Genomic DNA, 24,971 nt, shown 5'->3' on the forward strand with positions numbered 1-24,971 from the left:
ATTTCCAGAGTGATTTTATCCCAATTACTGGCTAGGGTTTTAAACAAAAAAAATAGTGTTATACCTAAAATCAGGTATTTTAAAAAGGGAATAATATTTTTCTTCATTTTAGTAATTTAAACAACAACTATAATTAGGAATAACCACATCAAATCATATGGGAAAATATATCTATTCACCAAGTTTACGGACAACTTTATTAATTTAGATTTGAGTTTATGTTCTAGACACTACAAGTATTAAATTTAACTTTTTGTTTATGTTAATTAATTAAGATATCAACTTTTATTTTTGATGATTATTACTTTTCGCGATTAAAAATAATCCAAACTTATGCTGAGAAGAAAAATTTTACAGAAAAAAATTGCACGACTTGCAAAAAACTGATGTTTCATATTAAGTTATATCTGAATTTTCTAAATATCAGACTCATTTAAATCGAATACATAGTTTTGATTGATATGCAAAAAAATATTAAATAAGGTATGAAGTTACTTCACAGATCCAAAATTTTCACGATTTATGTGCTTAACAACTTTATATCTTGATAATTTAACTAAAATTTAATCTTAATATTAATTCATCTTTTCTTTTTAGATTTATCTATTAGCTATTGATGCCTAAAATATAAAAATGTTTTGTATTACTATTCCATAAGGTATCAATGCAAAACTAGCTATGTTATTAACTCTAATTTTTTTACTTCCCATTTATGTGCAAGCAATGTGCAAGCAAGATAATTTAATTAGATGGAAGAACTATGGCTGGAGACACATTTAGTATAAGTAATATTAATGTATGTGTTAATTTGTGTACAGAATAAGCAATTTCTGTCTGAAGACAGAAAATAGCGTTCCATAATCTGCCAGAAGATAGTCAGAAAAATATAGCTTTTTGTTGAATATAATGTTATTTTCCTATTTGTGAGATTTAAAATTTATTTTTTCGTTATTTAGGAGAGGTGATTGCGATTGTGTCTCACATAGTCAATATTTCCAAAACTATTGACGAAAAATATTTTGCCAATCTAGTAGTAGATTGTAGATATTGTCAATTTAGTTTATCTATATAATTTAAATATAAGCTAGCTTATAAAGTTTATTAATATTTTCTTATGATTTTAGGTGTTTTATTTGATTGCTGAAAATTTAATTACTAAAGTTGAATATTTTTATATGTTTATTTCCGTGTTAAATTTGTATTTAAAGCAATATTTATATATTAGATAAAATTATTGTAATCTTACTAATTTATGTCAGTAGCATCGACAAAAATAGATATATGATCTATATCTCCTAGTTTCTCACTCAGTTTTGCTAACAGCTAATAGATATATATCAGTTCATATATATTGCTCTTAGCATTAGATCTAAGAAGTAGATTTAAACAAGGTATAGATTAGTTTTCTCAAAAAAGTATTTATTCAAAAAAAATCATATTGTTTCATTTGCTCTTATACTAATCGTAAATTTTATCGAAATCAGTTCATTGATTAAGAATATTTCGTTTTGGTTTTAGTCAAAGCGAAGTTATGTAGATTGTCAAACATATATAGAATATAGGAGTGTTCAAGAGTATGAATAGTTTATTTACTTGGTTAAGAAAAATTCAGTTCAAGCAAATTCTAATTACTGCTATTGCGGGAATATTTTTGCTTGTTACACAAGCTTGTAGTACTATATCCGCTTACAATACAAATTCTCCATCTGTAGGTGAAGATTTAGGTACAAACGCCAAAGAAATTTTTGATGAAGCAATTAAAGGTGCAAGTGACTTTGCAAATAACCTCAAAGAAAGTACTGAAGATTTATCGCACCTGATTCAAGATAGTGCTAGCAATGTAACTACTGAAGTACAGGAAGAAGTACAAGAAACAGTTGAGGAAGCTGCAAGTAATCTAGAAACTAAAGTCGGTGAAGATATCGAAACTACCAGTACTACATTAGAAAAAGCTTCTGACACTATAGAAAATAAGGTCAGCCAAGATATCCAACCTACAGTCGAAAAATTAGAGACAGTAGTCACAGCAGTTGAAAATAAAGTTGAAGACAAAGTCGAAGAAACTCAACAACAATTAGAAACTGCTAGCAAAGTAGTTGAAGACGAAGTTGAAGAAACTCAAAAACCATTAGAAACTGCTAGCAAAGTAGTTGAAGACGAAGTCGAAGAAACTCAAAAACAATTAGAAACTGCTAGCAAGGTTGTTGAAGACAAAGTCGAAGAAACTCAAAAACCATTAGAAACTGCTAACAAAGTTTTTGAAGATAAAGTCGAAGCAACTCAAAAACCATTAGAAACTGCTAACAAAGTTGTTGAAGATAAAGTCGAAGCAACTCAACAACCATTAGAAACTGCTAATACAATTATTGAAAAAAAATCTGAAGTCATTCAAGAACAGTCAGAAACTGCTAGTAAAGTCGTTGAATATGAAGCTGAAGCAACTCAACAACTATTAGAAACTGCTAGCAATCCCACTCAAAACATTGTCAATTAAGCAATTGACTGTTTGCTCAATTCACCCAGTTGTGCTAGCAAGAACATTTGTTTTAGTCTCAGATTTAGTTATTTTTTTCGTCGCTCCAAGATGATTTTCTAAATCAATCATAAAAAATTATGGAATGCGTGGGAATTAATCATCTCATGCATATTTTTTATCACTATCAAATTTGCGCGAAATTAATGCACATATAAATTACAAAAATCTGTATAAATGTACTCAAAAATTAACTTAATTAGATAATTAGATATATTTGCGTTTATAGTATAAATTTATTTGATCTTTTTTCAGCTTTCTAGGGCTAAACCCAAAGGTTTGAATCGCCCCTAGCAATAGATATATAAGTCAATGCAGTTCAGTTAAGAATGTTTTTGAAACAAATAAAACTGTAGAGACACGATATATTTCCCTGCGTGAACACGCTTGAAGACCGCGTCTCTAACAATAAATTCATGCCGTATTGATATATTAGTTGGAATCGTTTTGCTTAACAGCAAATTAAAGAATATGCTTTTACTGCGATACCTTTGAAGCTTGCTTTTGGTACCAGTTCAGAAGGGCTAGACGTTGAACCTCCCGCCATGGAATATTTTGATTACGGGCTATTTCGGCACAGTCCTCAAACTCAGGTTGAACATTGATAATTACTTTTTCTTCTCCATTTCCTTCCCATGCAATCTTTACCCGAACTTCGCCATATTTGGTTTCAACCTGTTGAATTTGTCTTTGTAAGACAGTTCGTTCTTGAAGCAAACGCCGCACTCCCAAAGTACTTGTCTCGCGGAATAATACTGCTTCACAGCCAGCGACTTTTGCGGGATGACAAACCACACTTAGTAATATTCCCGGACGAGATTTTTTCATCCCAAGGGCTTGGGTAAAGACATCTAGAGCTCCCACATTAAATAAAGCCTCAAAAATATAGCCAATTGCTTGGGGGTTTAAGTCATCTATTTGAGTTTGCAAAACATAAACTTTTTCCAGACTAGGGCTAATATTTGTCTCTGCAAAATTATGGGTATTAGTTAGTTCTGTCGTGCGATCCCCAAACCACAAACGTAAAATATTGGGAACAGCCAAATCCATAGAACCTGCGCCCCATCCAACTTTTTTGATACTCATTGATGGTGGTGCGCCAAAATCACTCGCTAGAGTCGTCACGATCGCAGCACCTGTAGGAGTGACTAATTCTTTATTTATGTTGTTGCTATAAACTGGACAACCGCGCATTTCCCACAACTTTAGTACGGCTGGAACCGGTACAGTCATTTCACCATGGGCTGCACGAATGATCCCGCCGCCAGTAGGTTGCTCCGAACAGAATAATAATGGAAATCCCCGCTCGTTATTATCAATTCCCAGCCAGTCTAACCCCAAACAAGTCCCAACGATATCAACGATCGCATCTACTGCTCCTACCTCATGAAAGTGAACCTTTTGGGGATCTATTCCGTGCACCGATCCCTCCGCAATTGCTAAGTTCCGAAATACGGCTAAGCTCCACTTTTCTACTCTTTGAGGTAATTGAGCCCCTAGAATGATTTCTTCAATTTGAGTTAGATGACGCCCGTGATGGTGGTGTTGTTCCCCTACATGGTCATGAACCAAATCAACATCAACTTTTGTCGCTTCTTGAGTTCCTCTGCGGACAAGTTCAGCCCTCAGGCGATATTCACCTTCAATACCTAACAAATTCAACTTGTCTGTTAAATATTCCAAAGGTACTCCCAAACTGACTAAAGCACCCAAAAACATATCACCGGAAATACCTGTTGGACACTGAAGATAAATAATTTTACTCATGGTTAAAATTCCTGAAAACACTTGCCTTTATTGCTTTAGGCTGAAACTCTATCGAGAAGTTTTATGCCCTCAGGGTAAATTATGCCTGTTTGGAACAGTTAAATATACGAATGAATTAGGTGTTACTCCCCTGGGGGAGGTACGATAGCGAAAATATTTCCTGTAAGGAAATGCTGACAACTGATTCTTATATCCTGATTCCAAGAATGAGAATCTTCAGACTAATAAATAACTCTTAAAACTTACTGCTGCGTTTGTTGAGAGTTTTGTTGACTTTTACTCCAGTCCCATTCTTCCAGTGATTTATGGCAAAAATTCTGACAGTCCATCCTGATAATCCGCAAATACGCCGAATAGAAGAAATAAAAGCGGCGCTGCAGCGTGGTGCATTGATGCTTTATCCCACAGACACAGTCTATGCAATTGGTTGTGATTTGACTGTAAAGTCGGCAGTAGAGCGAGTGCGGCAAATCAAAAGCCTAGCAAATGATAAACCCCTAACGTTTCTATGCCCCTCTCTTTCTAATGTTGCATCTTACGCCTTCGTGAGTGATGCTGCTTATCGAATCATGAAAAGGTTGATTCCCGGTCCTTATACCTTTCTATTACCCGCGACGAAATTGGTTCCAAAGCTGGTGCAAAACCCCAAACGTAAAACAACTGGAATTAGGGTACCCAAGCACAACGTGTGCTTGGCTTTATTGGAAGCTCTAAGTAATCCAATTATCTCCACTTCCGCCCACTTTCCAGCAAATGAAACAGAAGACATAAATCTACCAATGACACGAATGGAATTATTTGACCATTTGGAAAAATTTGTTGATGTCATTGTAGACACTGGCAAAGAACCAACAATCGAGGTATCCACAATTATCGATTTAACAGGAGACCCACCGAATATTATTCGACAAGGCTTGGGTTGGCAGGAAGCTGAAGTCTGGCTGTAGAAAATTACTTCTACAGCAAGAATAATGTTTTTTAAAACACTAGCCGGGGTGCTCCAGTTTTAGGATTGTCATACTCAAAATCTGGAAGTTAAGTCTGCCACTAAACACGGCAAACTTAATTCTATCAAGGGTTTGAATGTATTTATCCTAATTTTTTGGGTGGTGTGCCACTCACAATTAAAGTTGCTTGCCAATAAACCGACACATGAATATCACCGTAACTTTTTTAGATTTTTTACAGTCATATATGTAAGCGGTAACCACAAGCAGAGCTAATGGATGGCAGCATCGGGCTAGGAAAACATTTAACTTTGTATTCCGAACGCTTTTGGTACTGTCTTAATCAATTGTAGTTAATGGTGCTATACCAATCTCATAAAAAATCATGAAAGTCAACCTTGCTAATCTACCAACTTGTAAACCCGAAGCAGAAACCCAAGTTTCTAGCACTGAATTTTCCCCCATATCTCATGATTCATTCGTAAAACTACTGTGTCAGGAAATACAGCCTCAAGTTAAGGTTGGATCTCATAAAGGTGTAGAAGCTTTAGCCAAGCGCATCGCTTACGAAGTAGAGCGTATATGTACAAAAAGCTCTCGAATTCAAACCTCAGGCGAAATCAGTTCCTGGAAAATGACTTTGGCACGTCACAGGTTACAAAAGTGCCTACGTTACTATAAGCTCGGTTCCCAAAGAGGAAGGGTGGAATTACATAGTAGCTTGGGAGCAATGGTTTATCGACATATTTCAACTCCCAATGGTCATTTAAGCTTTGATGGACGTTACAACTTAATAGAAGATTTTTTACAAGCGTTCTACATCGAAGCAATTAAAGCCTTCCGGAGAGAAAATGAACTTCCTGAAGATTACACTCCCCGGACTCGCCTACAACTAGCGGAATATATGGCATTTACAGAACAATATGCCAAGCGTCGAATTAATTTACCCGGACGTTGTAATCAACAGCTGATTATTTTGCGCGCTCAAGGCTTTAGCCGTCGTCAGCCCCAAGAAACAACCGTAGATATTGAAATGGCTGTTGAATCGGCGAGATCGGAAGATGCAGAGGCTTATCAGCGCAATTCCGCAGTACAGCAAGTTAGAGCACAAATGGTCGCTCAATCTCAGTACGATATTGCAGAGGATGCGGAGCGCAGCCGTGTAGTCGATGAACTAGTCAAATACCTAGAGTCCCAAGGTCAACAAGACTGTATAAATTATCTTGCTCTCAAACTTCAAGATTTAAGTGCTCCGGAGATCGATCAAATTCTTGGTTTAACTAGTCGCCAAAGGGATTATTTGCAACAACGTTTCAAATATCATGTGGAAAAGTTTGCTCGCACCCATCACTGGCAATTAGTTCATCAATGGCTAGGTGCTGGACTAGAACAAAAATTAGGATTGTCTTCTAACCAATGGGATAACTTTTGGAACCAACTCTCCGAGCAACAACGGCAAATGTTCCAACTCAAAACAACCCAAGAAAGCGACCAAACTATTGCTAAAAAACTCAAATGTACTCCCAAGCAATTACAAAAACGTTGGTCTCAGTTACTAGAACTCGCATGGAATATCCGTAACACTAGCCAGGAAGCGCTAACAAGTTAAAGCCTAATGAACTTTTATTTGCAAAACCTAAAGTAATTCATCATTTTTGGCTTTATTTCGTCGCTCATTATAGTTAGTTAAGCATGATAGCTGCCGATATTCAATCTACTTCATCTTATCTTTTCCAAATTTGGAAGAAATAGTAAAGAATTTAAAATCTTTCACAGACCCAATAATTCAAGCAAAATCATCATTTGTGTGAGAAAAAAGCTAAGATTTGTTCCCTGAGTTCTCGGATATCCAGTTAATTAGTTCATCAAAAAGTTCATTTAATTTATGATTCTTTATCGATAGAATTCAGACATTTCTATTAATACATTTGTATTTTTCGAGTGCATCTGTACCATCAAACTCTCTCATTTTTAATGTTTTACAGAGGTTGCAAATAGAAATGAATAATTCATATTAAGTAAAGGAAAAAAATCTGCTATTTCCGTGAAAATTTAAAATAGTCGGCATTAATAGCAGAGACCCAAAAGATGGTATTAACAAAGGGTGCGCGAGCAAATAAATCTGGAATAATTTTAGAAAATCAAGTCGAAAATATATTAAGAACGTACAACTATTTCCAGATATCTCCCCATTTACCTAAAAAACAACAAAGAGAATTTATTCTCAATTCAATTCTTTTGCCCAAACGCTATGCCAAACAAGTTCATATTGGGACGGGGATTTATGATACGGATATTTATGTTGATTTTTTTGTCGTTGGTTTGCCTGAAATGCCTCAAGGTTTAATCATTGAGTGTAAATGGCAAGAAAGTGGTGGGTCTGTAGATGAAAAATTTCCTTATCTAAACTTAAACATCCAAAATTCATATCCTGCTCCAACCATCATAGTTATTGGTGGAGAAGGAATGCGAGGAGGAGCAATTGACTGGTTAAAAGCAAGAGTTAAAGATAATCACAATTTGGTTGGCGTTTATACTTTAGATCGCTTTATCGCTTGGACTAGCAAGCATATTTAGTATCAGTATTTCGCCGGATTTTTGCTGTTAATAGGATGTGATTATTAGCTCATCAATAGTGCCGCGTTTTTTAACGTTAGAATTAATAGCCCTGTTAGCTTTAATAGGGTAGATATTGAAGTTTACTTCACCGTAAATTTGCCTGATAAATTGGCAATCAGAATTAGATATCATAACTTTTACACCCCGTGAAGCTAACTCAGCACAACTATCTCGTAGCCGTGTTTGTTCGGTTTTACCAAAAGGATGCCTGCTGTAAGCGGTAAAATAACTGGTATCACTAATTGGATGATAAGGCGGGTCTAAATATACAAAATCATCACTATTGCGAGCGCGATCTAAAATTTGCTCAAAATCCGCAACTTTCACTTCAGCATTTTGCAGCAATTCAGATGCAGAAAATAACAAATCTACCTGGCAAATCTTCGGGTTATTGTATCGACCCAAAGGCACATTAAACTCGCCCTTAGAGTTGACTCGATAAAGTCCGTTAAAACAGGTTCTGTTGAGATAAATAAATCGAGCCGCAATTTCTACATCATTTTTGCCCGGTTTTGCACGTAGATTATAATAGTAATCCTTAGAATGATAATGTTCGTGTTCTTTCAGTAACGAAATTAATTCTTGTAGGCGATCCCTAACACAGCTATAAGTAGTAATGAGATCTGGATTAATATCTGTTAATATAGATAACCTAGGTCGTAAGTGAAAAAATACGGCACCGCCCCCTAAAAAAGGTTCGTGATAATTGCGGTAATTGCTGGGAAAATGCTTAATGTACTGTCCTATTAGTCTGCTTTTACCCCCAGCCCATTTAAGAAACGGACGGGGTAAAGATGGTTTGTATACTTCACGTAACATTAAATTGTAATTAAACTTACCTATATTTATTTGAGAGTTGGAGAATCATATATTATCTTACCGTCGTAATATCTTATTCTCTCCATTAAAATCCTAGCTATAGTTCTGTACTTAATTAATAATTAGGATTATTAATTCTGAAAGTTTGAACTTAGGAAGTGATAAGTGGTAGATTACAATAAAACTGCTGTTGGCAAATCAAAAAAACAGCCGTATTGTTTAGAAAAATAAACTCTAAGTCAACATGTTTGACGGATTTTGGGAGAACGTTCTTCGCTATCAACGCTATTTCATCAGTATTTTATTGGGTTTGTTGTTAAACACTTTCGCCCCTGTAATGCCACTGTTGAAACGTCCAGTAACCTCAATCGCCATTGTGGGTATCTTTGTAGGTACTTTAGTATTTTTAACTTTTACATTACGAGCAATGTTAGGTTTAAGTACAACTTGATGGAGTTGATAGTTCGGGGGCGAATTGCCCCCATGCTAGCTCAAAGATCCCTAAATTTAAATCCCTAAATTTAAATCCCTAACTTTAAAACTAAATTAGCACTACAGAGCAGCACATATGCTCTGTGAATCAGTTGCTGCTTTTAAAGTTTGATTAGCATCATCCAAAATCGCTATATCGTACAGCCATCATGGTGATATAGTGGGAACTGGTTGCGACCCTGGCAGACTATTTAAACACTTATACAAGTATTAAGATAGTAGTTTCAATCGTTAATCATTGATATCGGTTGAGATAAAAAACAGCAAACTCAACAACTGAATAGATTCATATATGGATCTACAGATGGATGTTGCTGAAAAATACTCATTATAGTGTGTTCCAAGCAAGCTGGTTTAGTAAAAACACCTCGCGTCATTTGCGAGGATATTAGTGGTATAACCTCTGTTAGGAGGAATTAGTTTATGGCTACAAATCGCCGTGTATCTCGTGTTGCGGAATTAATTAAGCGAGAAGTTAGTCAACTGCTACTTAACGGTATTAAAGATGATCGTGTAGGTAGTGGTATGGTTAGCGTCACCAATGTTGACGTTTCTGGCGACCTCCAGCATGCTAAAATCTATGTGAGCATTTACGGAACGGAAGAAGCAAAAGCTCAAACAATGGCTGGTTTGAAATCAGCTACAGGCTTTGTTCGTAGCGAACTTGGAGCAAGAGTGCGTTTGCGTCGAACTCCGGAGGTCGTATTTATTGAAGATACTGGCATCGAACGTGGTAGTAAAGTACTATCGATATTAAATCGCTTGGAACAAGAGCGCTCGCCAAAAGATTTGCTGGAGGAAAGTCAAGAAGTTGGTGAAATAAGGGAATAAAATTTAACCTGTCAATATCAGGATATATTTTCCAAGATAGACTTTCCAGCATAGATTTTTTGACTAATGCTGAGGTGAGTTGTTACTGTTCAGTCTCACTAAATAAATTTGCTGATTTGCTTAACATGTAAAGTCTAAGCCGCAGATTTTAGATTATGGAATTCAGCTACAGTAAGTTAACTGTAGAATAAAAGCTTCGTAATCCCAAGCATAAAATTTAAGTCAGCTAGTAACAATTCACCTCAAACAATTAGCAAAATATCTGACAGAAACCATAAATGTATTTTTGATTAAATAAAACCATAGCTGAAGGAAGTATCAGGAAATTACTTAAGTACCCTTTTCATCATATTGTGTACTTTCCACTGTGATGTGTGCAAAGATAACAGATACACTAATTATGTGTATGAGGAGAACAAATAGTTAATGGTAAATATTCAAGAGAAAAGTTACTATTGTCTTGTGACTAACTATCAGCTATAAAAAATCACCAATCATACAGCCACCAATTAGCCTTATCTAACCAAGCGAAAATTTCCATGTAGCTAAAAGCGCTTCATAGTAACAAATAATGCACAGTTCAAATACTGTGCTTTTTACTTATTGCTTTTCATTAATGAGTTTTCAACTTTATTAAATTAAAGAAGGTTAAGCAAAGATAAAATTCAAACTATATTACTCAATACGAACACTTTAAATTTCTATGAAAACCATAACAAATCTACAAGCATCGTAAACTAAAATCTTACATCTTCCGCTGCTTTACATAAAAGATTGAGTGATAATACTCAATAAAAATTAATATCAATTAATTAGCAAAAAATTGACTTAATATCTACATATCCAAAAAATGGGTTACATAAATCACTTATACTTGTACGTTATATTACTTGTATTTATACAGCTATGTTTCACTCCACCACTAGCTTATAGGGCTATAGCGAACAGTAGACAAGAATTAACTTGTATAACGTTGCTACACTTACTACTTCGGGGTACTATCTTGCGTAATAGCGCCAGACCTGTGCAAAATTTAGTTTATTTAGTTAAGAATTTATTAATAACGAGTAATCTTAAACCCTTATTAGTGTACGGTAGCCCTTATATCAAGAAATTACTTGTACCTCTGCCAAGGATTTATGTACTTGCTGTATCTCCTCAGGGATCAATGAATACTATCAACCAAAGCTTTAGGGGCTTTTTTTACCATATTCAATCATTTTTTGTGGGTCTGTAAAGTAAGTTCTTATCGGTATTTCCTATTTCAAATATCAAAGAGTAGTACGGCAACTTTTTAATAAAGCCACCGATATAAAATAAATGCCTTAAGCATTAGCTCAGTGTTAATTGATACCATGATTTTACTTGCGAAACACATTCAAACAAAATGTTATGCTTTACTGATAAATTTAACATAACTTTACATATTTTCAGGATGTATAGCGTCAAAATGAAAATAGTTCCGTATAGCAAACTACAGAAAAACAGCAGGTAGTTTATTGCGATGTCGTGATTTGTTCCTAAATATTTTGGGAATACTAAATAGGTGTTACTTTGTGAGTCAAAACAATGAGTGTAAATACGGTGCCTTCTATTTCTACTAGCTACTATTCTTTGGGGGTAATTCAAGACGAAGCACGTCGATTGGTGCAGAAGGGAGTAGTTAGTCGTCAACAGCCAATCTATACCCTGTGTCAGTACATACCTGCGAGGGAATGGGTTTGTATTGAGTGTGAATTAGAAAAGTGTGAATTTTTATTGCGCGATCGCATTGCAGACCTGATTGGTCGGGAAGTTTGGGAAAATGATTAATTGATACGGTATCGAGCTTTGCAATTGTGGATTGGAAGTAGACTAATTGGAGATGTAGGTTTGCAGTTATGGATTTGGAAACAAAACGTAAATCTTAAAACTACAATATTAAGTCCAAACCATTCATGTTAGTCTTTGATTTTAGATCCGAATTTTTAACTTCCCCAGTCAATTAGCACGACCTGAATAAAGTTTTTATCGAAAAAATTTCAATGAACCGCGATAGTGCAACCTTTTAGCAGTGGCTCACACCCTGTGTTTTCAGTTATTTGGTTGTTTAGTAAGTTGAATAATAATAATTAAGATCCGGAGCAATTTACGATTTCCAATTGCTCCGGTAATTTTTCTGTGAGTGAGGGGATTGGCGACTGGGGATAGCACTGCGTGCCGCCCCGCCCGCCTTACGGCATAGAGCCTGCGGCGTCGGCGGAGCCTCTGGCGATTAGCGATTGGTGATGAGGTACGGTAAAGATTGATTTAGAATACAGTCTTTTTTATTATCTTCCCATTTTTCATACAGCTAACACCATGCTGATGCCAGTTCCTAATCCCCAACTTGTTCCAAATACTGATTTAAATCTTCAATAACCCGGGTCAATTCGGCTTCTGTAGACAAACGAAGATTAGAGTCACGGATAGTCAGCAAAACTTTCGCTGCAAAGGGACTAGCCCAAATATTAGGGTTACAAAAAACTTCTAAAAATACTTCTTCTCCTTTATGGCGGTATTCCATGGGTTTTTGAGGGTTGGGTTTACCACTGCTGGGAGTTGTTTTACTTGCAACAGCCTTAAGACGATTCATCAACTCATCAATTGATGCTTTCAATTCTCGTGCTGCTGTTGGTGAGAAGCTGAAGGAAACAGAACCTTCAGTTAGATTTAATGTCAAATGAGCTGAGGACATAGGAGCTATAACTAATAGTTCTAAATGGAAAGGTTGACACTGTCCTCAAGCTTTTATTTCGGGCTACCTTGAGGAACTTGTTTTGCTCTTATCTGTGAAAGACAAGTGGTTAAAGCTGTTCGGAAGCGCCTAATTCTATTACTTGAGAACTCATCATAGTTACTGGAATATTGTACGGGAATATTTCCTTCGCGCTTGTAATCAAAAATTAAGCATATACATCGCAGGATTTAGAAGCTAGCGACCGAAATCCAAGGAGTAAAAAATCAGACTTTGTGAAAAAATTTTATTATTTGCAGTAGTAGTAACTGCATCGCTGTTGAAATACTTCTTGTTTTCCGGAGCCTCTAAAAATGACATCAATTCCTCTGGATCCGATTTTTAAGGCAATTACTAGTATCGCTATTCCTGTGATTAAAAACCAAGCACAGCGTAGTGAGATTGTAATCAAGTTACTTAAGAAGTTTAAGATAGATCCAGAACATCCACCTGCTGATTTTAGGGGAGTTTATGCTTATACTCTTGTAGAATATGGAGTTTGGAAACCGAAGCCTGTTTTAGAACTGTTCCGTAAAGAAGAAATTAAAAAAGCGTTTCGCCAAGCATTCGATCGCAATAACGCTTCAATATTGCTTTCAGAGGTTGATGATTTTATTGATGCTTATGCTTTGGGTGATGAGATCAAAGATTTGAGAATTGATATTAGGCGGGAAATTGCATCGTTTTACATTATATTTTCGGAAATTGCTAAACGTACTCGCAACCCAGCAGATACAATGATGAGTCAGCAAATTGGCTCTTTGCACCGAAGCATCACCAATATTCAAGAACAACTCAATCGACTACCAACCCTCGAAGGTATTCGTACAGAAATCGCACATTTAGCATTACCTGAAAATAATGTAGAGACGCGACACGTCGCGTCTGATGAATTCACCTTTAATAAAAATGTCCCATCTGAAAACCAATGTAGGGCTATAGCGCTAGCACAACAAATGCGCGGTTGGTTTAAAACCTTGGGTTATGACTTTGAAAAGTATGAAGTTTGGGCGGAAGAATATTTTGAGTTGATTATCAATATTCCAGTGAGGCGAAGCTTTGAACGCATCCTAGTGCGTGGGATTGCAGGTGAAGTGGGGCTAAGTGATGTTATGGCGTTGCGTAAATCAGTACAAGAGCAACGAACTGATGAAGGTTGGTTGGTTACTACCCGGCGAATTTCCCGAGCAGCACGGGATGAAATTAAAAAGAATGAAAATCGCGACCTGGATTGTTATACATTTGACGAACTGATTGACCTCGATGCTGATTTTAGCGGTTATATAAAGTGGTTGGAAACAGAAATTAAACGCCGGGAAATTGATACTAAATATGTACCGCTAGCTTGCATAAAAGAAGAAATCGATCCCGTTACTAAACAACGGATAGGGGTAAGTCGTTATGAGGAAGAAGACGGCTGGATTGATGGCTATATCGACCTTTGGTTAGATGATCCCGCAAAAGAACATATTTCTATCTTGGGGGAATTCGGTACGGGTAAAACTTGGTTTGCTTTCCACTATGCTTGGACAGCATTACAAAGATATAGGGACGCGGAAAAAAGGGGTTTAGAACGCCCTCGTTTACCAGTAGTAATTACCCTACGCGACTTTGCCAAAGCTTTAAATGTAGAAAATGTTTTAGCAGGATTCTTTTTTACTCAACATAATATCCGCATCAATAGCGATGTGTTTGACCAGCTCAACCGCATGGGTAAATTGCTGCTAATTTTCGATGGTTTCGATGAAATGGCGGCGAAAGTAGATCACCAGCAAATGATCAATAACTTTTGGGAACTGGCTAAGGTTGTGGTTCCTGGAGCAAAAGTGATTCTTACTTGTCGTACTGAACATTTTCCTGAAGCTCAAGAAGGACGGGCTTTGTTAAATGCCGAATTACAAGCCTCAACAGCAAATTTATCCGGCGAAACACCCCAGTTTGAAGTTTTAGAACTGGAGAAGTTCAATGACGAACAAATTAAACAGGTTTTATCTTTCCAGGTTGAGAGTTCAATAGTTGAGCAAGTTATGGGTAGTCCCCAACTATTAGATTTGGCTCGTCGTCCGGTGATGACTGATTTAATTTTGGAAGCTTTACCAGATATTCAAGCGGGTAAACAGTTAGATATATCCCGTATTTATTTATATGCGGTACGGCGAAAGATGGAACGGGATATTAAAGCAGAACGGACTTTTACTTCCTTAGCAGAGAAACTGTATTTTTTGTGCGAACTGTCTTGGGAAATGCTTTCCACTGACCAAATGAGCTTAAATTATAAATTGTTTCCCGATCGCATTCGGCGCTTATTTGATTCTATAGTGCAGGAACAAACCGATTTAGACCATTGGCATTATGACATGATGGGGCAAACAATGCTGATTCGTAATGCCAATGGGGATTATACTCCCGCCCATCGTTCGTTATTAGAGTTTTTTGTCGCGTATAAGTTTGCGGCTGAGTTGGGTACTTTAGCTGATGATTTTACTGAATTAGCGCGTTCGCAATCTTGTTTAGATGGAAGTGCAGAAGCTGTTGAGTATACTTGGTCTGGTTATTTCTCGCGTCAATTGGATGAAACAGGACGGAGTATTGCAATAAAACCACTAAAGAAATTTACTAGGGAGTCTTTAGAGAAATTAAGAGAAACTTTTGGGCGATCGCCACTCACGAAAGCAGTTTTGGATCTGATGTTGGGAATGGTGGGTAATAATCAGGCGCTAATTAAAGTGATTGAAGCGACGCGGGGGAGAAATGAAGATGAGGTCGCTTATGTGGGTGGAAATGCGGCAACTTTGGCGGTGAAGTTTGATAAGTGGGCATTGGAAGGTATAGATTTTAGTGGTGCAGTTATTAGGAAAGCAGATTTTAGTAACGCGAGTTTGCAGAATGTGAATTTTGCCAGGGGAAACTTGGCTGATTCTGTTTTTACTAAAATATTCGGCATTATTCTCTCGGTAGCATTTAGTCCAGATGGCAGACTTTTTGCTACAGGTGATAGCAATGGTGTAGTAACCTTATGGGATACTGCCAATAACCGAGAAATTTTGACTTTTAAAGGACATACCAACAGCGTATCTTCTGTTGCCTTTAGTCAAGATGGGGAAACTCTTGCTAGTAGTAGTAGAGACCAAACTGTTCGATTGTGGGATATCAGCGCTAGGAAATGTCTATATATTTTGCAAGGACATAACAATTGGATTACTTCTGTTGCCTTTAGCCCTCGAGGTGATATTCTTGCTAGCGGTAGCAGAGATCAAACTATAAAGCTATGGGATACCACTAATGGCAAATGCTGCCACACTTTTCAAGGCCATACTGACTCGGTACTTTCTGTAGACTTCAGCGCAGATGGGACAAAACTAGCTAGTGGTAGTAATGATAAAACAGTGCGACTGTGGGATCTCAGAAGTCGAAAATCGTTCTGTATATTGCAAGGTCACACCAGTTGGGTTGGTCCAGTTGCATTTAGTCCTAGGGGTAATATTCTTGCTAGTGGCAGTGCAGACCAAAATGTAAAGCTATGGGATATAATCAGTGGCGAATGTCTGTATACTCTAAAGGGGCACTTCAACTCAGTAAATTCTGTTGCCTTTAGTCCTCAAGGTAATATCCTTGCTAGTGGTAGTAGGGATAAAACTGTGAAACTATGGGATATCAGCAATGGCGAATGCCTTTGCACCTTCCAAGGTCATACTAATACAGTAAATTCGGTTGCCTTTAATCCTCAAAGTAATATCCTTGCTAGTGGTAGTAGAGACCAAACAGTGAAGCTATGGGATATCGCCACTGGCGAATGCCTCCACACCTTGCATGGATACGTCAATTGGGTACGTTCTATTGCATTTAGTACTCAAGGTAATACTCTTCTTGCCAGTGGTAGTGCAGACCAAATCATACGACTGTGGAATATTCACAGTGGTGAATGCTTCCGCAGCTTATATGGACATACCAATTGGATATTTTTTACTGGATTTATTCCAAATGGCAACATTCTTGTCAGTAGTGATGTAGACCAAACTATACGACTGTGGAATATTAGCAATGGTGAATGTTTACAGACCCTGAAGCTAAATACTAATAGCGTACTTTCCGTTGCCTTGAGCCCTCAAAGTCATACCTTTGCTAGTGGTGGTGATGACCAAATGGTCCGACTGTGGGATATTAGAACTGGTGAATGCCTTCGCACCTTTGAGGGTCACATCAGCTGGGTTCGTTCCGTTGCTTTTAGTCCTGAAGGTGATATTCTTGCCAGTGGTAGTGATGACCGAATGGTGAGACTGTGGGATCTAAATACTGGAGAATGCCTCTATACTTTGCAGGGGCACTCCAATTGGATTGGTTCTGTTAAATTTAGTCCTGAAGGTAATATCCTTGCCAGTGGTAGTGGAGATAAAACAGTGCGGCTATGGGATATCGAAAATGGCAAATGTCTCTACACCTTGCACGGGCACACCAATAGAATATATTCAGTTGCCTTCAGTCCTGAAGGTAATATCCTTGCCAGTGGTAGTGTAGATCAAACAGTACGGCTGTGGGATGTCAAAAATGGTGAATGCATTTACACCTTACAAGGACATAATGATTGGATTAATTCAATGACCTTTGGTCCAGACGGAAAAATCCTTGCCAGTGCTAGTGATGATGAAACAATAAAACTGTGGGATGTCAAAACAGGTAAGTGCCTCAAAACTCTGATAAATGAAAAACCTTACCAACACATGAATATCACTGGCGTCAAAGGTTTAAGCGAAGCTGAAAAATCTACCCTCAAAGCATTAGGTGCGGTGGAAGAAGTCGAGTAAATTTTTCATCACTTTAATTGTCAAAAGCTTTCAAATCTTGCTTAAGTTCAACACATTACAGAAAAATGTGTGTATAAATATAACCTAAAATACAAAAAATAAACTCCAGAGTGTAAAAATCAAGAAACACTACTGGCAGTCAATGCAATAACAATATAAATTAAGATATTAAATCTGCTGCTACAATCCAGATAATTTTAGTGACAAATTTAGTAACAAAATCTACCCGACTGGTATGAGAGAAACTATTCTAGATGTCCGTGACCTACAAGTGGAGTTTAAAAGCGATCGCAACATTGTTAAAGCAGTAGATCGTGTTGGATTCGAACTGCATCGTGGGGAAACCCTAGGAATAGTTGGAGAATCGGGTAGTGGAAAATCAGTCACATCCTTGGCGATAATGCGTTTGATACAAGATCCAGGGAGAATAGCAGGTGGTGAAATTTGGTTTAATCCCCAAGAAGATGGTACGCCAATAAATTTACTGGATTTACCCCTCGAAGAAATGCAATTATACCGGGGTGGAGAAATCGCAATGATTTTCCAAGAACCAATGAGTTCCCTTAACCCAGTATTCACCATTGGTTTTCAACTGATTGAAGCAATTACCAGACATCAAAATATTTCTCCCCAAGCAGCACAACAAAAAGTAATAGAAAGTCTGCAAGAGGTAAAACTGCTCGGTAGTGATGAAGAAATAACTCAACAATATATTGAGGAAGGTATATCAGCCGAAGACACGCGTAGATTAGCTCAGTTAGTACAGCAACATAAAGAATCAATTCTCGAACGCTATCCTCACCAACTTTCTGGCGGTCAATTACAACGGGTAATGATTGCAATGGCGATTTCTTGTAACCCGATGTTGCTAATTGCTGACGAACCAACCACCGCTTTAGATGTAACAGTACAAGCAACAATTGTTGAACTATTGCGGGAATTACAGATACGTCGCAACATGGCGATGATTTTTATTAGCCATGATTTAGGATTGATTGCTGAAGTCGCCGATCGCGTTGCAGTTATGTATCGAGGAAAAATTGTCGAATCCGGCGCAGCAAGGGAAATTTTTACCGATCCCCAACATCCTTACACCAAAGGTTTAGTTGCTTGTCGCCCCACCTTAGATCGTCATCCCCAGAAATTACTGACCGTTGCTGACTACATGACTGTAGAGGAAACAGCTACAGGGGAAGTGGTAATTAACCCCAAAGAACACCCTGAAGAATTGGAATTAACGTCAGCAGAAATTGAACAAAGACGAGCAGAATTAGAAAAAAAACCAACCGTTCTCCAAGTCAAAGATCTCACAGTTGGTTTTCCTGTGAGGGGAATATTTGGCTCCACAAAGCACCACTTTATGGCAGTTAACAGGGTTTCCTTTGATGTCAAACAAGGAGAAACCTTAGGTTTAGTAGGAGAATCAGGTTGTGGTAAAACCACCTTGGGTAGGACTTTGTTGCAATTAGTCAAACCAATGGGAGGTCAAGTTCTTTTTGAAGGTCGGAACATTACTGACATCAAGAAGAAATCTTTACAGCAATTGCGCCGAGAAATGCAAATTGTGTTCCAGAATCCCTTTAGTTCCTTGAACCCCCGTTTAAAAGTGGGAGATATTGTCATGGAACCTTTAGTGATTCATTCGGTTGGAAAAACCAAGCAAAAGCGGCGAGAACGTGCTATTTATCTTTTAGAAAGAGTGGGTTTAGATGCGGGAGCAATGAATCGTTATCCCCATCAGTTTTCTGGAGGACAGCGTCAGCGGGTTTGTATTGCTCGTGCTTTAGCATTAAATCCCAAATTTATTATCTGTGATGAATCTGTATCAGCCCTTGATGTATCAGTTCAAGCACAGGTACTAAATTTACTTAAGGAACTTCAAGAAGAGTTTAATTTAACCTACATATTTATTTCCCACGATTTGAGCGTCGTTAAATTTATGAGCGATCGCATTTTGGTAATGAACCAAGGTCAAATCGTTGAACAAGGTATAGCAGAGGAAATATATCGTAATCCCAAAAAAGAATATACTCGCAATTTAATTGCTTCGATTCCTACAGGTTCTCCAGAGAGAATGCGACAGCGTCTTCCTAAAACTCTACCTCAATTAAAAGATGAGCTTTTAGGATTAGTTCAGGGAAATTCCGCTACAGCCCAAAATTTAATAGAAGCTCAAAAAAGCAAAACCCCAGACGAATCAGAAGAATGGATTTTGGAAAAAGTTATCCAGGATTTAATTAGAGACAGACATTAGATTCAGTTATCAGTTAATGGTCATCATTTAACCAATAACCCTAACTACCCAATCCCCAACCCCCTAATTATTCTGCAAATTAACATCTCGAATTGGGAACGGAATATTAATTCCTTCTTGAAGATAGCGTTTGTGTAATTTCTTAACAAACAAATGTTTGGCTTCCCGTTGACTGAGAAATTCGCTTACAGGAATATGAACTTTATAATCAATACTAAAATCATTAAATGTGTGGAATAAAATAAAAGGTTCTCTTTCGGTTATATCAGGGGAAATTTCCCGCATTACTTCTGTTGCAACCTCTACAGTAATCTTTTCTACTTTTTCCAGGTCGCTACTATAGCTTACTCCTACATCCATTGTTACCATTAGTTGTTTAATCGGTAAATGGTAGTTAGTAAATATTGCCGAACCCAACTGAGAATTTGGAATAATCACCACATTATTTGACAGACTTTTAATAGTAGTAGTTCGCCATGTAATATCTGTGATATATCCTTCTTGACTATCTTGTAATTTGATATAGTCTCCAGTTTTAACTTGCTTGGAAAGGATTAAATAAAAACCAGAAAATAAATTTGCTAAAGTATCTTGTAAAGCCAAACCTACTGCTAAACCACCAATTCCCAAAGTGGTGACAATTGCAGAAATTTCAATTCCTATAGTTTGTAATATAATTAATGTTCCTAAAACTAAAACAGTAGTTTTAGCAAAATTAGAAATTAGAGAAGCAGAAATTCCCTCTTTTCTTTTAATAAATAAATTGACAAATCCAGAAGTTAATCTGGCAGAAACTAAGGTAATTGAGAATAGAAAAACAATTGTAATAAACTTACGCAATGCCTCCGTCACATCTGGTTTTAACTGATAACTAATAATAGCTGCGAATAAACCAGCAAGAAATAACCAGGTAAAGGTCATCCGATGTAGGGATGAAATAATAATATCGCTTCCTGGAATCTGTTTTTTGATCACAATTTGTTTGACCTTACCGTAAACGATTTTTTCACCAATAAATCCGGCGATCAAACCAATTAAAATAAATGCAACTGGCAGAATCCATTCAATTGTCATAAAAGCATCCTGTTTTATTACAAACAGAATTAATTTATCAAAACTTGTCTTGTTTTATGGTGTTTCAAACATCACACTGAAAAGTAAATTAAATTGTGAATGTAAAGATTGCTTGTCTGGCTTGCACTTCAACGTTCCATAATTTAAACATGGACTTGCCAATAATTTATCACCCGGATTATGTTACCCCCTTACCTCCAGGACATCGCTTTCCGATGTCTAAATTTGGAAAACTCTATGAACTACTATTAAATGATGGAGTTGCACATCAAAAACAATTTTATTCACCCGAACGTCCTACAAAAGAATTAATTGAACTAATTCATATTCCAGACTACGTGGAAGCATATTATCAAGGAACCTTGAACCCCAAAGTACAAAGACGTATTGGATTACCTTGGTCACCCGAAATAGTTAATCGTACTTGCACTGCTGTCGGAGGTACAATCCTCACAGCAAAACTAGCATTGCGTCATGGTTTAGCTTGTAATACCGCAGGTGGAACCCATCATGCTTTCCCCGATTACGGTTCTGGATTTTGTATTTTTAACGATTTAGCGATCGCACCCCGAGTATTACAAAAATTGGGTCTTGTATCCAAAGTTTTAATTGTGGATTTGGACGTCCATCAAGGGGACGGTACAGCATTTATCTTCCAAAATGATGACAGCATATTTACATTTTCGATGCACTGTCAAATTAACTTTCCCAGTACAAAACAACAAAGCGATTTAGATATTCCCTTGGAAGTTGGAATGGAAGATGATGATTATTTACAAACTTTAGCCAACTATCTACCAGAATTACTCTCACAAGTAAAACCAGACTTAGTCTTATACGATGCTGGAGTTGACCCACATATTGGCGATCGCCTAGGAAAGTTAGCTTTAACTGATGGTGGTATTTTTCGTCGAGAAATGCAAGTCCTAAGTACATGTGTTGGTGCGGGTTACCCAGTTGCTTGCGTCATTGGTGGTGGTTATGCAGATGATATGAAATCTCTTGTTTGGCGTCACTCACTTCTACATCGAGCGGCTACAGAAGTTTATCAACAATATCGACTTTGACCGAAAACACAAAACGAAGAGCTAGCTATTAGCTATTTTTCTAAATAAACCTACACAAACCTAAGATTTCCCTAGCGATGTCTTATTAGCATTCCCAGATCACAACAATGAACAAATTTACTTATAACTCACATAAATTTATTTTTTATTAAGAATCTTATTAAATCGAAAGGTTCAGTTAATGCTACAGATGCAGTATGTCGTCACCTCCGATACAATTTAATTAATAGGAGAGTCTAGGAGAAATAAAAAAGGTGCTATCAAAAGGCTTTGAAATTGAAATTTATACTGGTACGCCTGAAGCTGATGTCGTCGGACTCTCCGACAAGATTGTCTCTGCTCTAGATGGATTTGTTCGCGAACCAGATAATCGTAATGTCGAATATATAACTGCTCCATCTATCAATTACGAGCAGCTATTATGCGCTTTGTTACGTCCTCGGATGCAATTAAGGAAATATCTTCATAGTTTAGGGAACTATACCTTAATACCGGGAAGTACTTTGTCACTGGTCGAGGACGATCGCTTTTTCCGTTCTGACCCAACTAATCCTTACCATAGCCACATTGAAAATGCTTACGGAACCAAAGTCGTTACCGCTAGCGTTCATATCAATATTGGGATTGATGATCCAGAAACATTAATGCGAGCTTGTCGAGTAATTCGACTTGAAGCACCTCTTTTCCTTGCCTTGAGTGCTTCATCTCCATTTATTAAGGGAAAAGCTTCCGGTTTCCATTCCACTCGATGGGGACTTTTCCCCCAAACACCTAATCCTGTTCCCTTATTTGAAAGTCATGCTCATCATATAAATTGGATAGAAAATCAATTGGCGAATGGAAGTATGTACAATGTTCGCCACCTATGGACATCAGTAAGACCAAATGGCGATCACCGTCCTTACGATCTCAACCGTTTGGAACTGCGGATTTGTGACTTGGTTACAGACCCTATTGCTTTGCTAGCAATTACAGCTTTTCTTGAAGCTCGTATAATACAAATTATTGATAATCCCAGAATCGATCCTTTAACCCAATCCCAATTATCCCCGGACGAATTAATCGATTTAAATAGAAAAAATGAAATTGCAGCAGCAACTTCTAGCCTTGATGCTCAATTAAAGCATTGGAAAGATGATAGCACTATTACTGCTCGAGATTGGATAACCTATCTTCATCAAGATTTGGACATAATAGCCGAAAAAAATGGTTTTAGCCATTTTTTCTCTGAATTATTAAAGATTTTGCAAAGTGGTAACGAAGCCCAACAGTGGTTACAACTTCATGGTGTTGGCTTTAGCGCCAGGGATGTACTTATTCAAGCAATAGATACGATGAAAGAACGGGAACGGGAACTTGAACTTGAAGATAAGGTTTGTTCTTCCTTGGCTGCTTGATATTAAATGCCTGGGATTGAAACTTAAATCGTAACGACATTAAATCAACCGATGAGCAGTTAGCTTCTGTCTAACTGCTTTTTTCATTAATTTCTCTTATCTGCTAAGTATTATTCTGACAGACAGTTATTGTACAGGCATATCTCAGGTTCGCATAATAGTGTGTTTCCCATAGAATATATTGCGAACACTTGTAAATAAATGGATTGCTCTAATAAACAAGTAATTGTTTTAAACAACTTCATTGAGTATTTAATCTTTTAATTACTCCCACAACCTCAAAAATTTTACTCACGCAAAACCCAATAAATAGTTTTTTAATATTTCCTACCCTGTATTTTTTGTCCATCTATCATAAATTTTCTTTACCCGAATAAACCCTAACAATACTTAGGTAATTTCAAACATCTACTTACGGTGAGGAATACTATTTTTTGTTCTATTGAGTAAAACTACGCTTTTGCAAGCACTTTGAGGTAGATTTATTGTGACTTTAAAAATTCTAATCAATGAAGATGGATTGAGAAATATTAACAAAACCTATCAAATAACACTATCTTAAGGTAGATTACGTACTTATCTTACATTGTTTTTCTTAATACATAAATTGATTATATATGCCTCAAGTAGTATTAGTAAATCCCTTAATTCCCCCAAATACGGGGAATATTGCTCGAACTTGTGCAGCGACCAATACACAATTACATCTAATAGGACCTTTAGGATTTGAACTCAGTGATCGTTATCTCAAAAGAGCTGGTTTAGATTACTGGGAATTCGTTAAACTGCACTATCACGAGTCAATAGAAGCTTTTCGTAGGGAACATCAAAAAAATGGAGGTAGATGCCTAGGATTCAGCGTTCGCGGCAGTGTTAACTATGTTGAGTTTGAATTTCAGCCCAATGATTGGTTGCTCTTTGGGAGTGAAACCGAAGGGTTACCACCCACAGTCATCTCCGAATGTGACGCAACTGTTCATATTCCAATGAGCCAAAAAGGTGTTCGCAGCTTAAACTTATCTGTCAGTGTTGCTGTGGCGTTATTTGAAGCTCGTCGCCAACTAGGATATCTTCAATAAATTTAATTAATCACATAAACTATTATGGTGATTGTTACTTTAAGTGTAAATACATAATAAATTTCATTAAAAGTTTAAAATTAATCAAAGATAAAAAATATACTTAATATTAATATTGTGCCTGTGTAAAAAATACAGATTTATATAGTAATTTTCCTGATGATCGCCAAATCTGCCAACAGTACTTCAAAGTAAGCAGGTCTAAATATAAGTAATTTATATAATTCATCTGATTCAGTCTGAGAATCGAATGATATATTTTAGTGATTTCGTATTTTTCCGGACTAGGGTCAAAAAAAGGTGAAAAGTTGTCTGAGCGTGAGTTTGAGCGAACGCACCCAGAAATTCTATTCTCGTGACAATTTGGGAGCGCAGAAACACCTGCGAATTTATACGGTTGAATTCTCAAGCAAAATCAACGTACATTCACTTTTTGAGAAGGCAAGTTAACTTGTAGAAATCTAAGGGATTACTACAGCAAGGACACACCTCTTTTACGAAGTCTTTACATAAGCTTCCTTGGATAGCCAGTAAA

Annotated in this window: 16 protein-coding genes; 12 read left to right on the forward strand and 4 right to left on the reverse strand. The window is 37.0% G+C overall.

Annotated elements, in window-relative coordinates:
* The first annotated feature begins 1,576 nt into the window (after nucleotides 1-1,576).
* Nucleotides 1,577-2,494, forward strand: a complete 918-nt coding sequence (locus tag QNJ50_RS11390) for a hypothetical protein (protein ID WP_300635351.1) — start codon at nucleotides 1,577-1,579, stop codon at nucleotides 2,492-2,494.
* Between the two features lie 516 nt (nucleotides 2,495-3,010).
* On the opposite strand, the gene larC is transcribed toward QNJ50_RS11390, so the two are convergent.
* Nucleotides 3,011-4,300, reverse strand: coding sequence for a nickel pincer cofactor biosynthesis protein LarC (gene larC, locus QNJ50_RS11395; protein ID WP_300635353.1), 1,290 nt, complete (start codon nucleotides 4,298-4,300; stop codon nucleotides 3,011-3,013).
* A gap of 305 nt (nucleotides 4,301-4,605) precedes the next feature.
* Here larC and QNJ50_RS11400 point away from each other — a divergent pair, with 305 nt between their 5' ends.
* From QNJ50_RS11400 to QNJ50_RS11410, 3 genes are all read left to right on the forward strand, one after another.
* Nucleotides 4,606-5,247 carry an L-threonylcarbamoyladenylate synthase gene (locus QNJ50_RS11400; protein ID WP_300635355.1) on the forward strand — a complete coding sequence of 214 codons (642 nt, stop codon included), beginning with the start codon at nucleotides 4,606-4,608 and terminating at the stop codon, nucleotides 5,245-5,247.
* A gap of 385 nt (nucleotides 5,248-5,632) precedes the next feature.
* The gene (locus QNJ50_RS11405) at nucleotides 5,633-6,856 is read left to right on the forward strand and encodes a HetZ-related protein (RefSeq protein ID WP_300635357.1); all 1,224 of its coding nucleotides are present in this window, start codon (nucleotides 5,633-5,635) and stop codon (nucleotides 6,854-6,856) included.
* 479 nt (nucleotides 6,857-7,335) lie between these two features.
* Nucleotides 7,336-7,824, forward strand: a complete 489-nt coding sequence (locus QNJ50_RS11410) for a PD-(D/E)XK nuclease superfamily protein (RefSeq protein ID WP_300635359.1) — start codon at nucleotides 7,336-7,338, stop codon at nucleotides 7,822-7,824.
* A gap of 27 nt (nucleotides 7,825-7,851) precedes the next feature.
* On the opposite strand, the gene QNJ50_RS11415 is transcribed toward QNJ50_RS11410, so the two are convergent.
* Nucleotides 7,852-8,685 (reverse strand): DNA adenine methylase, encoded by an 834-nt coding sequence (locus QNJ50_RS11415; RefSeq protein WP_300635361.1) that lies wholly within the window; start codon nucleotides 8,683-8,685, stop codon nucleotides 7,852-7,854.
* Between the two features lie 244 nt (nucleotides 8,686-8,929).
* On the opposite strand from QNJ50_RS11415, the gene QNJ50_RS11420 reads away from it, so the two are divergent.
* The 3 genes from QNJ50_RS11420 (at nucleotide 8,930) to QNJ50_RS11430 (ending at nucleotide 11,820) form a co-directional block, all read left to right on the forward strand.
* Nucleotides 8,930-9,136 carry a DUF751 family protein gene (locus tag QNJ50_RS11420; protein ID WP_300635363.1) on the forward strand — a complete coding sequence of 69 codons (207 nt, stop codon included), beginning with the start codon at nucleotides 8,930-8,932 and terminating at the stop codon, nucleotides 9,134-9,136.
* Between the two features lie 464 nt (nucleotides 9,137-9,600).
* Entirely contained in the window at nucleotides 9,601-10,008 is a 408-nt protein-coding gene (gene rbfA / locus QNJ50_RS11425; protein WP_300635365.1) for a 30S ribosome-binding factor RbfA, read from the forward strand.
* 1,569 nt (nucleotides 10,009-11,577) lie between these two features.
* Entirely contained in the window at nucleotides 11,578-11,820 is a 243-nt protein-coding gene (locus tag QNJ50_RS11430) for a DUF4327 family protein (protein ID WP_058183431.1), read from the forward strand.
* Between the two features lie 544 nt (nucleotides 11,821-12,364).
* On the opposite strand, the gene QNJ50_RS11435 is transcribed toward QNJ50_RS11430, so the two are convergent.
* Nucleotides 12,365-12,724 carry a hypothetical protein gene (locus QNJ50_RS11435; RefSeq protein WP_300635370.1) on the reverse strand — a complete coding sequence of 120 codons (360 nt, stop codon included), beginning with the start codon at nucleotides 12,722-12,724 and terminating at the stop codon, nucleotides 12,365-12,367.
* A gap of 353 nt (nucleotides 12,725-13,077) precedes the next feature.
* On the opposite strand from QNJ50_RS11435, the gene QNJ50_RS11440 reads away from it, so the two are divergent.
* Both QNJ50_RS11440 and QNJ50_RS11445 read left to right on the forward strand, forming a co-directional pair.
* Nucleotides 13,078-17,565 carry an NACHT domain-containing protein gene (locus QNJ50_RS11440; protein ID WP_300635372.1) on the forward strand — a complete coding sequence of 1,496 codons (4,488 nt, stop codon included), beginning with the start codon at nucleotides 13,078-13,080 and terminating at the stop codon, nucleotides 17,563-17,565.
* A 235-nt stretch (nucleotides 17,566-17,800) separates the two neighbouring features.
* Nucleotides 17,801-19,819, forward strand: coding sequence for an ABC transporter ATP-binding protein (locus tag QNJ50_RS11445; protein WP_300635374.1), 2,019 nt, complete (start codon nucleotides 17,801-17,803; stop codon nucleotides 19,817-19,819).
* A 63-nt stretch (nucleotides 19,820-19,882) separates the two neighbouring features.
* Here QNJ50_RS11445 and QNJ50_RS11450 read toward each other — a convergent pair whose 3' ends face one another.
* Nucleotides 19,883-20,893, reverse strand: coding sequence for a mechanosensitive ion channel family protein (locus QNJ50_RS11450; RefSeq protein WP_300635375.1), 1,011 nt, complete (start codon nucleotides 20,891-20,893; stop codon nucleotides 19,883-19,885).
* A gap of 149 nt (nucleotides 20,894-21,042) precedes the next feature.
* Between QNJ50_RS11450 and QNJ50_RS11455 the strand changes: the two genes are divergently transcribed.
* From QNJ50_RS11455 to trmL, 3 genes are all read left to right on the forward strand, one after another.
* Nucleotides 21,043-21,960 carry a histone deacetylase gene (locus QNJ50_RS11455; RefSeq protein ID WP_300635376.1) on the forward strand — a complete coding sequence of 306 codons (918 nt, stop codon included), beginning with the start codon at nucleotides 21,043-21,045 and terminating at the stop codon, nucleotides 21,958-21,960.
* A gap of 254 nt (nucleotides 21,961-22,214) precedes the next feature.
* Nucleotides 22,215-23,357: a glutamate--cysteine ligase gene (gene gshA / locus QNJ50_RS11460; protein WP_300635378.1), complete on the forward strand. Its 1,143-nt coding sequence runs from the start codon at nucleotides 22,215-22,217 to the stop codon at nucleotides 23,355-23,357.
* 617 nt (nucleotides 23,358-23,974) lie between these two features.
* A complete protein-coding gene (gene trmL, locus QNJ50_RS11465) occupies nucleotides 23,975-24,436 on the forward strand; it encodes a tRNA (uridine(34)/cytosine(34)/5-carboxymethylaminomethyluridine(34)-2'-O)-methyltransferase TrmL (RefSeq protein ID WP_300635380.1) in 462 nt (153 codons plus the stop codon).
* Nucleotides 24,437-24,971: the final 535 nt, after the last annotated feature.

This window comes from Mastigocoleus sp. MO_188.B34, from assembly GCF_030065675.1.
Lineage (GTDB): Bacteria > Cyanobacteriota > Cyanobacteriia > Cyanobacteriales > Nostocaceae > Mastigocoleus.

What these genes read in the sequence shown, in the direction of transcription:
- QNJ50_RS11390 (WP_300635351.1), top strand. Translation starts at nt 1,577, where the DNA reads ATGAATAGTTTATTTACTTGGTTAAGAAAAATTCAGTTCAAGCAAATT.
- larC (WP_300635353.1), bottom strand. Translation starts at nt 4,300, where the DNA reads ATGAGTAAAATTATTTATCTTCAGTGTCCAACAGGTATTTCCGGTGAT.
- QNJ50_RS11400 (WP_300635355.1), top strand. Translation starts at nt 4,606, where the DNA reads ATGGCAAAAATTCTGACAGTCCATCCTGATAATCCGCAAATACGCCGA.
- QNJ50_RS11405 (WP_300635357.1), top strand. Translation starts at nt 5,633, where the DNA reads ATGAAAGTCAACCTTGCTAATCTACCAACTTGTAAACCCGAAGCAGAA.
- QNJ50_RS11410 (WP_300635359.1), top strand. Translation starts at nt 7,336, where the DNA reads ATGGTATTAACAAAGGGTGCGCGAGCAAATAAATCTGGAATAATTTTA.
- QNJ50_RS11415 (WP_300635361.1), bottom strand. Translation starts at nt 8,685, where the DNA reads ATGTTACGTGAAGTATACAAACCATCTTTACCCCGTCCGTTTCTTAAA.
- QNJ50_RS11420 (WP_300635363.1), top strand. Translation starts at nt 8,930, where the DNA reads ATGTTTGACGGATTTTGGGAGAACGTTCTTCGCTATCAACGCTATTTC.
- rbfA (WP_300635365.1), top strand. Translation starts at nt 9,601, where the DNA reads ATGGCTACAAATCGCCGTGTATCTCGTGTTGCGGAATTAATTAAGCGA.
- QNJ50_RS11430 (WP_058183431.1), top strand. Translation starts at nt 11,578, where the DNA reads ATGAGTGTAAATACGGTGCCTTCTATTTCTACTAGCTACTATTCTTTG.
- QNJ50_RS11435 (WP_300635370.1), bottom strand. Translation starts at nt 12,724, where the DNA reads ATGTCCTCAGCTCATTTGACATTAAATCTAACTGAAGGTTCTGTTTCC.
- QNJ50_RS11440 (WP_300635372.1), top strand. Translation starts at nt 13,078, where the DNA reads ATGACATCAATTCCTCTGGATCCGATTTTTAAGGCAATTACTAGTATC.
- QNJ50_RS11445 (WP_300635374.1), top strand. Translation starts at nt 17,801, where the DNA reads ATGAGAGAAACTATTCTAGATGTCCGTGACCTACAAGTGGAGTTTAAA.
- QNJ50_RS11450 (WP_300635375.1), bottom strand. Translation starts at nt 20,893, where the DNA reads ATGACAATTGAATGGATTCTGCCAGTTGCATTTATTTTAATTGGTTTG.
- QNJ50_RS11455 (WP_300635376.1), top strand. Translation starts at nt 21,043, where the DNA reads ATGGACTTGCCAATAATTTATCACCCGGATTATGTTACCCCCTTACCT.
- trmL (WP_300635380.1), top strand. Translation starts at nt 23,975, where the DNA reads ATGCCTCAAGTAGTATTAGTAAATCCCTTAATTCCCCCAAATACGGGG.